Source organism: Tsukamurella sp. M9C (genome assembly GCF_020169415.1).
Classification (GTDB): Bacteria; Actinomycetota; Actinomycetes; order Mycobacteriales; family Mycobacteriaceae; genus Tsukamurella.
This window is the reverse complement of the sequence record NZ_JAIULG010000023.1, coordinates 13,058-27,621: the sequence shown is the minus strand read 5'-3', so window position 1 is coordinate 27,621 and position 14,564 is coordinate 13,058. Positions and strand designations below refer to the sequence as shown.

Sequence of the window (14,564 nt, the reverse complement as noted above, 5' to 3'; positions counted from 1 at the left end):
CTCAGCCCTTCGCGAAGCGGTCGGTGGCCTCGATGAGGGCCGAACGGATCCCCGGCTCGAAGGCCGAGTGGCCGGCGTCGGGCACCATCACCAGGTCGGCGGTGGGCCAGGCGCGGTGCAGGTCCCAGGCGCTGCGGGCGGGGCACACGACGTCGTAGCGGCCCTGCACGATGACGCCCGGAATGCCGGCGATGCGGCCGATGTCCCGCAGCAGCTGCCCCTCGTCGAGGAAGCCGCCGTTCACGAAGTAGTGGTTCTCGATCTGCGCGAAGGGGATCGCGAACCGCGGGTCGTCGGCGTCGGCCGAGCTCTCGGGCGTGTTGATGAGGTGGCTCGTGCTGCGCTCCCACTTCGACCACGCCTTGGCGGCGGCCAGCGCGACCTCCTGGTCGTCCGCGTGCAGGAGCCGGTGGTAGGCCGCGATCTTATCGGCCGACGGTGCCCGGTCCGCCTCGTCGAGCGGCGCCAGGTAGTCCTCCCAGTTGTCGGGGTAGACGTGCGAGGCGCCCTCGTTGTAGTACCAGTCCAGCTCGCTGCGGCGCAGCAGGAAGATGCCGCGCAGCACCAGCTCGGTCACCCGCTCCGGATGGGTCTGCGCGTAGGCCAGTCCCAGCGTGGAGCCCCAGGAACCGCCGAAGACCTGCCAGCGGTCGATGCCGAGGTGCTCCCGGATCCGCTCGATGTCGGCGATGAGGTGCGCGGTGGTGTTCACCGCGAGCCGGTCGGCGAGCGAATCACCCTCGCCCGTCGAGGGATCGGCGATGTGCGGCTTGGACTGCCCGCAGCCGCGCTGGTCGAAGACGACGATGCGGTACGCCGCCGGGTCGAAGAACCGCCGGCAGTCGGGGGAGGTGCCGCCACCGGGGCCGCCGTGGATGAACACCACGGGCTTGCCCTCGGGGTTGCCGCTCTGCTCGACGTACAGCAGCTGTCCGTCGCCGACGTCCAGCAGCTCGGTGCTGTAGGCCTCGATCTCGGGATAGAACTCTCGCATCAGAATCCGTGCTCCGGTCCGGGGAACTCGCCGGAGGCGACCTCCGCCACGTACTCCTGGGCGCCGCGCAGCAGCTCGTCGCCGATGTTCGCGTACTTCTTGACGAATCGCGCAGTGCGGCCGCGGTTGAGGCCGGAGAAGTCCTGCCACACCAGGACCTGGCCGTCGCACTGGTTGCCGGCGCCGATCCCGATCGTCGGGATCGCGATCTCCTTCGTGACCTGCGCGGCCACGTCGGAGGGCACCATCTCCAGCACGACCGAGAAGGCACCGGCGGCGTCGACCGCCTTCGCGTCGAGGCGGATCTTGTGGGCCGCGTCGTCGCCGCGGCCCTGAACCCGGTTGCCGCCCAGCGAGTTCACCGACTGCGGGGTGAAGCCGATGTGCGCCATCACCGGGATGCCGCGGCGCTGCAGGAACTCGATGGTGGGCGCCATGTGCTCGCCGCCCTCGAGCTTGACCGCCTCGGCGCCGGCCTTCATCAGCGTCGCGGCGCTGCGGTAGGCCTGCTCGGGGGACGCCTCGTAGCTGGCGAAGGGCATGTCCGCCACCACCAGTGCGTACTTCGTGCCGCGACGCACCGCCGCGACCATCGCCGCCATCACGTCCAGCTCCATCGGCAGCGTGGAGTCGAACCCGTACACGGTGTTCGCTGCGCTGTCGCCGATCAGTAGGGCGGTGACGCCGGCCTCGTCGAAGATCGACGCGGTCATGAAGTCGTAGCTGGTGAGCATCGCCCACTTCTCGCCGCGCTCCTTGAGCTCGGCCAGGTGGTGGATGCGCACCTTCTTGCGCGGGGGCTTCGCGGCGGTCTCGCCGCCCTCCCCAGTGGATCCGCCTCCGTACAACGGGGTCTCGCTCATCTCGTCACTCCATTTCAACAGTCCCAGCCGGAATCTCCGGTCCGGGCAGTCTCTAGGCCGGGTCGTGCCAGCGGTTCGTGATCGGCATCCTGCGGTCGCGGCCGAACGCCTTGGGCGTGATCTTCGGGCCGAGCGGGTACTGGCGCCGCTTGTACTCGGCGCGGTCGACGAGGCGCGCGACCTTGCGGATGAGGTCCGGGTCGTAGCCGGCGCCGTTGTTCCCCTCCGCGGCGATCTCGGCGACGCCCTGGTCCTGCTCCACATAGCGACGCAGGATGTCGTCGAGGATCTCGTAATCGGGCAGCGAATCGCTGTCCTTCTGGCCGGGGCGCAGCTCCGCCGAGGGCTCCTTGGTGATGGAGTTCTCCGGGATCGGCGGCGTCTCGCCGCGCTCGACGGCGACCTTGTTGCGCCACCGCGCCAGCTCCCAGACGAGCGACTTCTCCACGTCGCGGATGGGGGCGTAGGCGCCCACAGCGTCGCCGTAGATCGTCGAATAGCCCACGGCCAGTTCGCTCTTGTTGCCGGTGGCCAGCACCAGGTGGCCGTCGAGGTTCGACAGCGACATCAGCGTCATCCCGCGGCAACGGGCCTGGATGTTCTCCTCGGCCAGGCCGGACAGGTGCAACTGGCCGACGAACGCCTCCACCATGTGCTCGATCGGCTCGAACCGGAAGTCGATCCCCATGCGCTGCGCCTGATCCGCGGCGTCGTCCTTCGAGTGGTCCGAGCTGTACTTCGAGGGCATGCCCACGCCGTACACGTTGTCAGCGCCCACCGCGTCGGCGGCGATGACCGCGACCAGCGCCGAGTCGATGCCGCCGGACATGCCCAGGCCGACGGTGCGCCCGCCCACCTTGTGGACGTAGTCCCGCGTGCCGGTGACCAGGGCCGCCCAGATCTGCGCGAGCTCGTCGAGCTCCGTCCAACCGGTGACGATCGGCACCAGGTCGGTCGGCCGCGCGGGGAGGGCGACCTCCTCGACCTGCCACCCATCGACGGCGCGGGCCCGTTCGCGGCCCAGCGGCGCGATGTCGGCGAACTGTGTGAACTCGATGAACTGCGGCCCCGGCGTCAGCGCCCCGGCGTCGGGCCGGAAGACGAAGGAGTCACCGTCGAAGACGAGCTCGTCCTGCCCGCCGACGAGGTTGACGTAGACCACCGGGGCGCCGCCCTCGGCGACGCGGGCCGCGACCACCTCGCGGCGCTGCGCGGGCTTGCCGGCCTCGAAGGGGCTGGCGTTGAGGCACAGCACCGCGTCGACGCCGAGCTCCGCCAGTCCGGCGACGGGACCGTCGGGCCACCAGACGTCCTCGCAGATCGCGAGGCCGAGCCGCACCCCGTCGACGTCGAGGACGACCAGCCGGTCGCCGGGGGTGAACCAGCGCTTCTCGTCGAAGACGCCGTAGTTCGGCAGGAAGTGCTTGTCGTACCGCGCGACGAGCTCGCCGCCGTGCAGCACACCTGCGGCGTTGCGGGCGCCGCCGGTGGGGTTGGTGCTGGTCTCCGGCGCGTCCGGGTCGCGGTCGAGGAAGCCGACCACCACGATCAGATCCCCGCAGCCGGCCGCGTCCAGCGATCGGGCCAGCTCGTGCACGGCCTCGCGCGAGTCGACGGCGAAGGACCGGCGCAGGAGCAGGTCCTCCACCGGGTAGCCCGTGAGGGCCATCTCGCCGAAGACGGCGACCTGCGCGCCGCGCTGCGCGGCGTCCCGGGCTGCGGCGGTGATCCGAGTGACATTCGCGTCCAGGTCACCCACGACGGGGTTGATCTGGCACGCCGCGACACGAAGGGGCGTCATGGCTCAACCCTAGCGTCCCGGGAACCGGGAGCGCCGCGTGGCAGGATCGGAAGGATGAAGGCAGGCAAGCCCCTCCTGACCGCGACCGCGGTCCTCGCCGCGGCGGTACTCGCGGGATGCTCGGTCCAGATCGGGGGGACCGCGGAACCGGCGGGCGGATCGTCCGCGCCGGGCAGCGCCACCCCCACTCGGACGTCGGTCGCGGGCGTGCCCGCGAGCCTCGGGAAGTACTACGGGCAGAAGGTCGAGTGGGGCTCCTGCGCCGCGATCGCCAAGGCCGACGACATCGCCGAGTACGACAAGACGAAACTCGAGTGCGGCCGCGTGACGGTGCCGATCGACTACGACGATCCGTCGGCGGGCGAGACGAAGCTCGCCGTCGCCCGGGTCAAGGCGACCGGGCAGCGGCGGGGCTCGCTGCTGATGAACCCCGGCGGCCCCGGCGGCTCCGGCGTGCAGCAGGTGGCGGGCAAGTCGATGGAGGCCGACAAGTTCGAGATCGCGCAGAGCTTCGACCTGGTCGGCTGGGACCCGCGCGGCGTGGGTGCCAGCTCGCCCGCCGTGAAGTGCTTCAGCGACAAGCAGCGCGATGAGAACCGCCTCTCCACCCTCGCCTTCGACAACTCCCCGGCGGGCATCGCGAAGCAGGAGGCGTTCAACAAGTCCCAGGCGGACCTGTGCGCCGAGAAGATGGGGAAGGCCTTCCTGGCCAACGTCGGCACCGCGCAGACGGTGCGGGACCTGGACGTGCTGCGCGCCGTGCTCGGCGACGAGAAGCTCACCTACCTCGGCTACAGCTACGGCACCTTCATCGGCGCCATCTACGCGGAGACCTTCCCCGAGCGGGTCCGGGCCATGGTGCTCGACGGTGCCGTCGACCCCGCCCTCGACCAGATCACCGCGAACGTGCAGCAGATGGCCGGCTTCCAGACGGTCTTCGACGACTGGGCGAAGGACTGCGCCAAGTACCCCACGTGCCCGGTCGGGGCCGACCCGGCGCAGGCGACGGCGCGGTACCAGCAGTTGGTGCGCCCGCTCATCGACAAGACGGTGCGCGGCCAGGGCGGCCGGCAGCTCAGCTACAGCGACGCGACCACCGCCACCATCCAGGCCATGTACGCGCAGCAGCTGTGGGAGCCCCTGCGGCGGGCGCTCACGGGCCTGCAGCGCGGCGACGGCTCGCTGCTGCAGCGGATCGCCGACCTCTATCTGAACCGCGACGAGATCGGCCGCTATTCGCCGATGATGGACGCCAACACCGCGATCAACTGCGTCGACGGCCCCGCTGTCACCGCGCCCGCGGACCTGGCCCGGCTCGACACCGAGATCCGCAAGGCCGCGCCCTTCCTCGACGACGGCCGCGGCACCGGCCGCGGCGCGAAGGGCACCTGCGCGTTCTGGGCGGCGGCTCCCACCCTCAAGCCGCACGAGGTGAACGCCGTCGGCGCGCCGAAGCTGGTCGTGGTCTCGACCACGCACGACCCGGCGACGCCGTACGAGAACGGGGTGAGCCTGGCCAAGCAGCTCGGCGCCTCCCTGATCAGCTTCGAGGGCAGCCAGCACACCGTCTCGCTCGAGGGCAACGCCTGCGTCGACGACGCCGTGACCGCCTATCTGCGCGACCTGAAGACCCCGGCGGCGGACCTGCGCTGCACCGCCTGATCAGTTCGCGGCGAGCACGCGGATCGCGAAGATCAGGGTGTCGCCCGGCTCGACGCCGGCCTGCGGCTCGCCCTTCGGGTAGCCGTCGGCCGCGGTGACCGCGGTGATGACCGTCGTGCCGGACCGCTGCCCGACGAGCGCCGCCCGGAAGCCGGGGACCACGTCGGGGAGGGCGATCTCGGCCGAGGTCGCACGGCCGAACGCGTCGTCGAAGACCGCCCCCGTACGGCCGTTCACGCCCTGGTAGCAGACGGTGACCACCGACCGCTCGGTGAGCTCGGCACCGAACCCGGCCGCCGCGACGACGGCCTGCGACCGGTCGACCCGGTACGGCGCGTCGACCGTGATGCGCGGCGCTGTGTGCTCGGTCGGCGGGACGACGACCGCCCGGCCGGTGACCCCGGTCAGGGCGACCGCCTTGGCATCCGCGGCCGGCGCTGCGGCGGGGCAGGTGTCGATCGTGCCGGTCGCCCTGGACGGGGCGGGGGGCTCCGTCGCCGCACCGCACCCGGCGAGGGCGAGGGCGCAGGCCGCCGCGGCGGCGACGGTGAGGCGAGCGAACGGTGCATCCACGCCGGGGACGCTACTCGGTATCCCCTTCGCAGGTGCGAATCGGCCGGAACCCGGGGGAGGCGTTCGGTGGCCTGCAACCTTCTCGGGTTGTAACACGCAGTTAACACCTCCTCGCTTAGGGTTGAGACATGGACCGGCAGCAGGAGTTCGTGCTTCGCACCATCGAGGAACGGGACATCCGCTTCGTGCGGCTGTGGTTCACCGACGTCCTCGGTTTCCTCAAGTCCGTGGCGATCGCGCCCGCGGAGCTGGAGGGCGCGTTCACGGAGGGGATCGGCTTCGACGGCAGCTCGATCGAGGGCTTCTCCCGGGTCTCGGAGGCGGACACCGTCGCCAAGCCCGACCCGTCGACCTTCCAGGTGCTGCCCTGGACCAGCGGCGACGGGGAGATGCACTCCGTCCGCATGTTCTGCGACATCGCGATGCCCGACGGGACGCCCTCGTGGGGCGACAGCCGGCACGTGCTGCGACGCCAGCTCAACCGCGCCGCCGATCTGGGCTTCTCCTGCTACGTGCACCCGGAGATCGAGTTCTACCTCCTGAAGAAGGAGTCCGGCCCGCACGGCATGCCGATCCCCGCCGACAACGGCGGCTACTTCGACCAGGCGGTGCACGAGTCGGCGCCGAACTTCCGGCGCAAGGCGATCGAGGCGCTCGAGGCGATGGGGATCTCCGTCGAGTTCAGCCACCACGAGGCGGGGCCCGGCCAGCAGGAGATCGACCTGCGCTACGCGGACGCGCTCTCGATGGCCGACAACGTGATGACCTTCCGCTACCTGGTCAAGGAGGTGGCGATGACCGAGGGCGTGAAGGCCTCCTTCATGCCGAAGCCCTTCTCGATCCACCCGGGCTCGGGCATGCACACCCACATGAGCCTCTTCGAGGGCGACTCCAACGCCTTCCACGACCCCGACGACGAGCTGCAGCTCTCCACCACCGGCAAGGCGTTCATCGCGGGCATCCTGCACCACGCGCCCGAGATCTCCGCCGTCACCAACCAATGGGTCAACTCCTACAAGCGCCTGGTGACGGGCGACGAGGCGCCGACCGCGGCCACCTGGGGCGCCGCCAACCGCTCCGCGATGGTCCGGGTGCCCCTGTACACGCCGAACAAGGCGAGCAGCCGCCGCATCGAGGTGCGCTCGCCCGATTCGGCCTGCAACCCGTACCTGGCCTTCGCGGTCCTGTGCGCCGCCGGCCTCGAGGGCATCAAGGGCGGCTACGAGCTGCCCGAGGCCGCCGAGGACGACGTGCGGCAGATGACGGCGCGCGAGCGCCGCTCCATGGGCTTCAAGGACCTGCCCGCCAGCCTCGACGATGCGCTCGTGCTCATGGAGAAGAGCGAGCTGGTCGCGGAGACGCTGGGGGAGCACGTCTTCGAGTACTTCCTGCGCAACAAGTGGTCGGAGTGGAACGACTACCGCGCGGTGGTCACGCCGTTCGAGCTCGACCGCTTCCTCTCGCTGTAGGGCGGGGCCGACGGTGCCGCCCACGAATCGCGAGGTCCGCCGCCCGAGTGCGGGCCGGCTGGGGCTCCTGGACTCCAACGCCGAGCCGAACCTCGAATCCCTGGGGTGGGCGAACATCGAGAGTGCCGACGTCCTGTGGGCGCTCTCCCGTGCCGCCGACCCGGATTGGACGCTGCGCGCCCTGGTGCGGCTGCGGGAATCCGCGGCCGCTGACTGGGCGGAGATCGACGGCCTGATCCGCGGCGACACCACCTTTCGCGGCAGGCTCTTCGGGCTGCTCGGCGCGTCCGACGCCCTCGGTGACCACCTCATCAGCCACCCCGCGTCGTGGCGCCTGCTGCGGGACACCGCCCCGCTCAAGTCGCGCGACGACCTGATCGCCGCGATGCTCGCCACCGTCGACGCGGTGAAGGTCCCGGGTCGCCGCGACGACGACCTGATCTACCGCGCCGCGGTCACCGGCGGCGCCGCGATCGCCGCGCTGCGGGACGGCTACCGCGACCTGGTGATGGTGCTCGCCGCGCGGGACCTGGCCGAGCTCGTGGAGAACGAGCCCACCCTGCCCTTCGCGATCGTGGGCGCGCATCTCGCGGACCTCGCGGACGCCGCGCTCACCGCGGCGCTGTCCGTCGCCGTCGCCTCGGTCTTCCCGGACTCCGACCCGCAGGGCCGCCTCGCCGTGGTCGCGATGGGCAAGTGCGGTGCGCGGGAACTGAACTACGTCTCCGACGTGGACGTGATCTTCGTCGCCGAGCCCGCCGACGGGGCCTCGGCGCGGCTCGCCGGCGAGATGATGCGGATCGGCTCCGCGGCCTTCTTCGACGTGGATGCCGCGCTCCGCCCGGAGGGCAAGGCCGGCAGCCTCACTCGCACGCTGGAATCCCATGTGGCGTACTACAAGCGGTGGGCGAAGACGTGGGAGTTCCAGGCGCTCCTCAAGGCCCGCCCGCAGACCGGCGACATGGAGCTGGGCCACGACTACCTGGGCGCGCTCAGCCCCATGGTGTGGGAGGCCGCCGAGCGCGAGGACTTCGTGCAGGACGTGCAGGAGATGCGCCGCCGCGTCGAGGAGAACATCGCTCCCGACCTCCGCGAGCGCGAGCTGAAGCTGGGCCGAGGCGGCCTCCGCGACGTCGAGTTCGCTGTCCAGCTCCTGCAATTGGTGCACGGTCGCACCGACGAGACGCTGCGGGAGCGGAGCACCGTCGACGCCCTGGAGGCGCTCACCGTCGGCGGCTACGTGGGTCGCGACGACGGCGCGAACTTCACCGCCTCCTACGAGTTCCTGCGCACCCTGGAGCACCGGCTGCAGCTGCGTCGCATGGAGCGCACGCATCTGCTCCCGCCGACCGACCACGAGGAGGCGTGGCGCTGGCTGGCCCGCGCCGCGCACATCCGGCCCGACGGGGACCGCGACGCGGCCGGGGTGCTGCGGGCGGAGCTCAAGCGGCAGTCGGCGCGGGTGCGCCGACTGCACACCAAACTCTTCTACCGCCCGCTGCTGGACTCGATCGCGAACCTCGACGCGGACGCGGTGAGCCTGAGCGACGACGCGATCGTCGCGCGACTGGCCGCGCTCGGCTTCCTCCAGCCGCAGCACGCCCTGGCGCACCTGAAGGCGATGGCCGACTCCTCGCGGCGCGGCCGGATCCAGACCATCCTGCTGCCCACCCTGCTCGAATGGCTCAGCGAGACCCCGAATCCCGATGCCGGCCTGCTGAACTACCGCAAGCTCTCCGAGGACCTGCGCGACGTCGAGTGGTACCTGCGCGTGCTGCGCGACGAGTCGGTGGTCGCGCAGCGGCTCATGACGGTGCTGGGCTCGTCGACTTTCGTCGCGGAGCTGCTGGGCCGCTCGCCCGACGTGATCCGCCTCTACGCCGACGGCGCTGCGGGACCGAAGCTCACGGAGCCCTCGCCGAAGTCGGTCTACGACGGCATGCTCGCGGCGGTCAGTCGTGCGCCGCACCGCGACCGGGCGATCGCGGTGGCGCGGGCCATGCGGCGCAGCGAGATCGCCCGCGTCGCCTCCGCGGACATCCTCGGCATGATGACGGTGCCCGAGGTCTGCGCGGCGCTCTCGTCGGTCTGGGGTGCCGCCCTCGACGCCGCACTCGTCTCCGAGGTCGCGACGTCCGTGGTCGAGCGCGAGTCCAGCCGCAGCGCCTACGCGCCCGGCGCGCCGGCGCGGATCGCAGTCATCGGGATGGGGCGGCTCGGCGGGCACGAGATCGGCTACGGCTCCGATGCGGACGTGCTGTTCGTCTGCGTGCCCAACGAGGGCTACGAGGATTCCGACGCGGTGCGGTGGGCGAACCACGTGGCCGATGCAGTGCGGACCCGGCTCGGCGCACCGTCGGTGGACCCGGGCCTGGAGGTCGACACGGGCCTGCGCCCCGAGGGCCGCAACGGGCCGGTCGTGCGGACCCTGGCCGCGTACCGGGCGTACTACCAGCAGTGGGCGCAGCCCTGGGAGGTGCAGGCGCTCCTGCGCGCCACCCACGTCGCCGGCGACGAGGGCATCGCCCGTGAATTCCTGCACATGGTGGACGAGACCCGGTACCCCGAGGGCGGCGTCTCGCCCGCGACGGTCAACGAGCTGCGGCGCATCAAGGCCCGCGTCGACTCCGAGCGGCTGCCCCGCGGCGCGGACCCCGCGACGCACACCAAGCTGGGTCGCGGCGGGCTCTCCGACGTCGAGTGGACGGTCCAGCTGGAGCAACTGCGGCACGCCAGTGCCGTTCCCGCGCTGCGCAACACCTCGACGCTCGAATCGCTCGACGCGATCGACGCCAACGAGCTGCTCCCGGCGAGCGACGTCGAGCTGCTGCGGGCGGCGTGGCTCACAGCCACCCGCGCTCGCAACGCCCTGTTCCTGGTGCGCGGCAAGCCCGTCGACCAGCTGCCGGGCCCCGGCGCAGTGCTCTCCAACGTGGCCTACGTGGCCGGGTGGCGGGGCAGCTCGCTGGACTACCTCGACGACTACCTGCGCACCACGCGGCGCGGGCGCGCCGTGGTCGACCGGGTCTTCTGGGGCGAATAGCGCCGCAGCGGGCAGGATGTCCGCATGAGGATCTTCTTCCGGATGGCGGCGAGCATCGTCGGCACCGCGGCCCTGCTCGGCGCGCTCCTGGCGCTCGTGCTGCACTTCTGGCCCGGCACCGACAAGATCACGGTGGCCGCCGCCGCGGTCTCGCCGGTGCTCTGGGTCGCCTGCGTCGCGATCGCCCTGGTGTGTCTGCTGTACGTCCGCGCGCTGCTGCGCCTCGTGCTGGCGGTGGCCGTGGTGGCGGCCGGGATCTGGGTGCAGGCGCCGCTGTGGCGGGGTGAGCCGGCGCCCGCCGGCCCGACGCTCACCGTGCTCAGCGCGAACATCCAGGTGGGTGCGGGCGACGTGGACGCGCTCGCGACACTGGTCCGCGAGAACCGCGTCGACGTGCTCGCCGTGCTCGAGGTGACGGACGACGCTGCCCGGCGGATCGCCGCGTCGAGCATCGCCACGGACCTGCCGCACTCGATCGTCCGGCCCGCCGCTCTGGCCGACGGGACCGCGCTCTACAGCCGTCACCCCCTCAAGAGCACCGGCACCGTCCCCGGCTTCGTCATGAACGCGCTGACCGCCGTCGCCACCGTCCCCGGACGCGGCGACGTGCAGTTGTTCGCGCTGCACCCGATGCCGCCCCTGGACCCCGAGACCTGGGACTCCGAGCTGCGCCGGATCGGTGCCCTGCTGCAGGGCGTGCCCGAGGGCCGTCCCGTCGTGGCCCTCGGCGACTACAACGCCACCTACGACCACGTGCGCTTCCGCAGCCTGCTCACCGGCGGCTACCGCGACGCGGGGCAACTCGCGGGCGCCGGCTGGCTGCCGACGTACCCGACGGACAAGGTCTACCCGCCCGTGGTGGGGATCGATCACGTGCTGCTGCGCGGGCTCGGGGCGGCCGAGGTCACCGGTCACGAGGTGCCCGGGGCGGATCACCGGGCGCTGCTCGCCCGGGTGGGCTGAGCCGCCGGCCGGCGATCAGGCCACGGTCAGTTCCAGGCAGTTCTCCACGCCGAACAGCCGCAGGGTGCGGCGCGCGCCCGCCGGGATCTCGTCGATGACATCCGTCGTCGCGACGACGCGGGGCTCCGTCGCGCTCAGCGTCGCGCCCTGCCGCAGGAGGTCGACGGTGCCGGCCGCGCGGATGTTGCGCACCCAGTCGGTGTCCGGACCGTAGGGCAGCGCGATGACGAGCGTGCCGCGATCGGTCGCGAACGCGTCGACCGGCGTCTCGTAGGCGGTGCCGCTGCGCCGCCCCACGTGCCGCACCACGGTGCGGGTCGAGTCGGGCGATTCGGCGTCGTGGACCGCGCGCGGGTTCGTGAAGTCCCGGTTGAACCGGCGCACGACGTCGAGGACCGGGCGTATCCGGAACCGGATGCCCGCGAGGATCACGGCCAGCGCCGCGAGGGGGAGGAGCACCACGGCTCCGACGACGATGGACAGCTTCCGCATGACGCCTCCAGGGATCGGTGTGCTCCCAGTCTTGCCGCGACGCGCGGACAGCACCTCCGGTGAATCCCTGAGATCCGTCAGGGGGCTCGCCAGGCGAGCGTGAACCGGAAAGGCACCCGCCGGTGCAGGACCGCGCCCGGCAGTATCGCGGACGCCGCGGCCGCGACCTCGTCGAAGGACTCCTGGGGGTCGCGGGTCGGGAACGCCGGGCGCGGGGAAGGTTCGGCGACGGGGATGGGGTGCCGGAGGAAGCCCATGACGGGATTGGCCAGCGCGGACCGGCTGACCCACAGTGCGTCCGCGATCGTCTCGGGCCGAGCCAGTCCCACGACCGACAGTCGACCGCCCGGAGCGAGCAGGTCCGCGAACCGGGCCAGCGTCGACTCCAGGTCCAGGTGGTGCAGGGTGGCGATCATGGTCACCAGGTCGTACGGTCCCTCCGCTGCGTCGAACCCGTCGAGGACCCGGACGTTCTCGACGCCCCGCTCGGCGGTGGTCGCGCGCATCCCGGCATCGGCGTCCGCGGCGTCGACGGCGCGGAATCGCCTCGCCAAGCGCTCCGCGAGGAGTCCCTCGCCACAACCGACGTCGAGGGCCCGCCCGCGGTGCGTGGGCAGGTTGCGCAGGATCCATCCGTGGAAATGGTCGTTGTGGCTGAAAGGATGCCGGGCGTTGAACCAGTTGAGCGCACGTATGGGCGGCCCGAGAGCGGGGCTGGTGCGGATGTCCACCGCTCAGTTCGCGGAGAGGATCTTGATCGCGAAGATCAGCGTGTCGCCCGCCTGGATGCCGGCGGAGGGCTGTCCCGTCACGTAGCCGTCGGCGGGCGCGATCGCCACGCCCACCGAGGTGCCGACCTTCTGGCCCGCGATGGCCTTCTTGAAGCCGGGGATCACGCCGTCCAGCGAGAACGAGGCGGGCTTGCCGCGGTCGTAGGTGCTGTCGAAGCGCTCGCCGGTGCGGCCGTTCACACCGAGGTAGCAGACCGAGACCGTCGCGGTGTCGCCGACGACGGCGCCGTCGCCGGGCGGGTTGAAGGCCTGGACGTGCGTCTGCTCGACGGAGAAGGGCTTCTCGACGGTGATCTGTGGGGACGCGGTGTCCGAGGGCCCGGTGACCACGATGGAGCCGGTCTGTCCCTGGTAGGTCCAGTCGGGGGAGTTCGCCGTGCTCGGGGCGCCCGTGGGGCAGGCCGCGGAGGCCTCCGGCGTGCTGCAGGCGGTCAGGGACGCCGCCGCGAGGACGACGGAGGCGACGGCGAGGGTCGAACGGGAGGCACGCATGGTCTCGAACCTACCGCCTCGCCGGAGGTTCTCAGCAGCGTCCCAGGCGGACCGACCGGATCCGGGACTCCCCTTGGGTAGCGTGTGGCCGTGGGTACGCGCGGGACGGTGGCGGAGCTGGTGCGGATCGCGCGTCTGGACGGCGCCGCGCGGCGGGCCGTGGGCGCCGCGGAGCGGCTCCTCGGCGGCGTCGGGCGCGGCGAGATCATCTACCTCATCGGAGTCGCCGGGCATCCCAACCTGGGCGACGAACTGGTGCTGCGGATCTGGCTGCGCTACCTGGCCAGGGTCAGGCCCACGGCCACGGTCGTGGTGGACGTCGCCCACGTGGGCGAGGCCGCGTTGCTGTTCGCCGGCGACCATCCCCGCGCCGTCTTCGTGGACACGCTGTGGCGGCTCGCCCGCGCCGCCGACGAGAACCCGGACCTGCAGGAGGGCACCGCCGCGCAGGACTGGGTCGCGAGCGCCGCCACCGACCTGCGGATCGCCCCCGGCCTGGCCGAGGGCGTCGACCATCTGCTGCGCGCCTCCAGCATCCACGTCATCGGCGGTGGATACGTGAACCGGCAGTGGCCCCAGTGGTTCCCGGTGATCTCGGCGGTCGCCGCCGTCACGGCGCGCACCGGCGCGGCGGCCTACGCATCGGGGCTCGGTCTGCTCCCGCTGCCCGACGGTGCCGACCTCGACCGGTTCCTCGCGGACGCCGCGGCGTTCGCGGTGTTCGACGTGCGGGACCGCCCGTCCTATGCGGCGCTGCGCGACGTGCCGGGCGCGTCGCTGACCGGCGACGACATCTGGCTCGGGCTGGGCACCGCCGCGGGACGATCCGGCGCCGCATCGGGATTCGGTCGAGCGCCAGCGATTCCGGCGCGGCCCGGTGGGGTGGTGCTGTGCATGCAGGAGGACCTGTCCGAGGGCTTCGTCCGGGGCGGCCTGGTCGGTGCGCCGGCGCTGGCGGCCCTCGCTCGCGAGGTGCTCGACGCGTGGGACGTGCCGGGCGACCGGGTCACCGTCGTCGAGGGCATCCCCGGCCACGACTACACCGTCCCGAAGCTGTTGGGGGACAGGATCGACGGTGCGCGGATCATCCCGTTCCTCGACGTCTGGCGCGCGGGGCTGCCCGTCGGCGAGGGGCGCACCTGGATCAGCTCCCGGTTCCACCCACACCTCCTCGCCGCGGCGGCGGGCGACAGCGGCGTCGCGGTGGTGCCCAAGCGGGAGTACTACGACATCAAGCACGGATCACTGGTCGATGCCGGGTCGCGGTGGACCGTCGTGCACGACGACTCTCCCGTGCCCGCACGGCCCGATGCCGGTGGTTTCCCGGAAGCGGACCGTCGGGCCAATGTCGCGCGGAAGACGGCGCTGGCGGCGCGGTTGTACCCGAGTGTCTGAGGAACGGGTTCGCGGCGCGCCTCCCG

Annotated in this window: 12 protein-coding genes; 5 read left to right on the top strand and 7 right to left on the bottom strand. The window is 71.9% G+C overall.

All coding sequences use genetic code 11. The features are described from left to right. Position 1: 1 nt before the first annotated feature. Genes pip through LB823_RS12825 form a run of 3 tightly spaced genes read right to left on the bottom strand, consistent with a single transcriptional unit; the run spans position 2 to position 3,658 of the window. Positions 2-994 (bottom strand): prolyl aminopeptidase, encoded by a 993-nt coding sequence (pip, locus tag LB823_RS12835; protein WP_224647635.1) that lies wholly within the window; start codon positions 992-994, stop codon positions 2-4. Continuing rightward, positions 994-1,857, bottom strand: coding sequence for a 3-methyl-2-oxobutanoate hydroxymethyltransferase (gene panB, locus LB823_RS12830; RefSeq protein WP_224647634.1), 864 nt, complete (start codon positions 1,855-1,857; stop codon positions 994-996). The genes pip and panB overlap by 1 nt, the downstream gene beginning before the upstream one ends. A gap of 52 nt (positions 1,858-1,909) precedes the next feature. Next, positions 1,910-3,658 (bottom strand): NAD+ synthase, encoded by a 1,749-nt coding sequence (locus tag LB823_RS12825; protein ID WP_224647633.1) that lies wholly within the window; start codon positions 3,656-3,658, stop codon positions 1,910-1,912. Between the two features lie 54 nt (positions 3,659-3,712). On the opposite strand from LB823_RS12825, the gene LB823_RS12820 reads away from it, so the two are divergent. Further along, positions 3,713-5,320, top strand: coding sequence for an alpha/beta hydrolase (locus LB823_RS12820; RefSeq protein WP_224647632.1), 1,608 nt, complete (start codon positions 3,713-3,715; stop codon positions 5,318-5,320). On the opposite strand, the gene LB823_RS12815 is transcribed toward LB823_RS12820, so the two are convergent. Beyond that, positions 5,321-5,893 (bottom strand): FKBP-type peptidyl-prolyl cis-trans isomerase, encoded by a 573-nt coding sequence (locus LB823_RS12815; RefSeq protein ID WP_224647631.1) that lies wholly within the window; start codon positions 5,891-5,893, stop codon positions 5,321-5,323. It lies immediately after the preceding gene. 128 nt (positions 5,894-6,021) lie between these two features. Between LB823_RS12815 and glnA the strand changes: the two genes are divergently transcribed. The 3 genes from glnA to LB823_RS12800 are packed head-to-tail and all read left to right on the top strand — an operon-like array spanning position 6,022 to position 11,368. Beyond that, complete coding sequence (glnA, locus tag LB823_RS12810) at positions 6,022-7,362, top strand: type I glutamate--ammonia ligase (RefSeq protein WP_224647630.1); 1,341 nt, start codon at positions 6,022-6,024, stop codon at positions 7,360-7,362. A 13-nt stretch (positions 7,363-7,375) separates the two neighbouring features. Beyond that, entirely contained in the window at positions 7,376-10,405 is a 3,030-nt protein-coding gene (locus tag LB823_RS12805) for a bifunctional [glutamine synthetase] adenylyltransferase/[glutamine synthetase]-adenylyl-L-tyrosine phosphorylase (protein WP_224647629.1), read from the top strand. Between the two features lie 24 nt (positions 10,406-10,429). Next, positions 10,430-11,368: an endonuclease/exonuclease/phosphatase family protein gene (locus LB823_RS12800; RefSeq protein ID WP_224647628.1), complete on the top strand. Its 939-nt coding sequence runs from the start codon at positions 10,430-10,432 to the stop codon at positions 11,366-11,368. A 15-nt stretch (positions 11,369-11,383) separates the two neighbouring features. Here the strand turns inward: LB823_RS12800 and LB823_RS12795 are convergent, their stop codons facing one another. From LB823_RS12795 to LB823_RS12785, 3 genes are all read right to left on the bottom strand, one after another. Then, a complete protein-coding gene (locus LB823_RS12795; RefSeq protein WP_224647627.1) occupies positions 11,384-11,860 on the bottom strand; it encodes a nitroreductase family deazaflavin-dependent oxidoreductase in 477 nt (158 codons plus the stop codon). A 77-nt stretch (positions 11,861-11,937) separates the two neighbouring features. Continuing rightward, on the bottom strand, positions 11,938-12,591 hold the full coding sequence (locus LB823_RS12790) for a bifunctional 2-polyprenyl-6-hydroxyphenol methylase/3-demethylubiquinol 3-O-methyltransferase UbiG (RefSeq protein ID WP_224647626.1): 654 nt from the start codon (positions 12,589-12,591) through the stop codon (positions 11,938-11,940). A gap of 3 nt (positions 12,592-12,594) precedes the next feature. Continuing rightward, entirely contained in the window at positions 12,595-13,143 is a 549-nt protein-coding gene (locus LB823_RS12785) for an FKBP-type peptidyl-prolyl cis-trans isomerase (protein ID WP_224647625.1), read from the bottom strand. Positions 13,144-13,233: 90 nt separating this feature from the next. Between LB823_RS12785 and LB823_RS12780 the strand changes: the two genes are divergently transcribed. Further along, positions 13,234-14,538, top strand: a complete 1,305-nt coding sequence (locus tag LB823_RS12780; protein WP_224647624.1) for a polysaccharide pyruvyl transferase family protein — start codon at positions 13,234-13,236, stop codon at positions 14,536-14,538. Positions 14,539-14,564 lie beyond the last annotated feature (26 nt).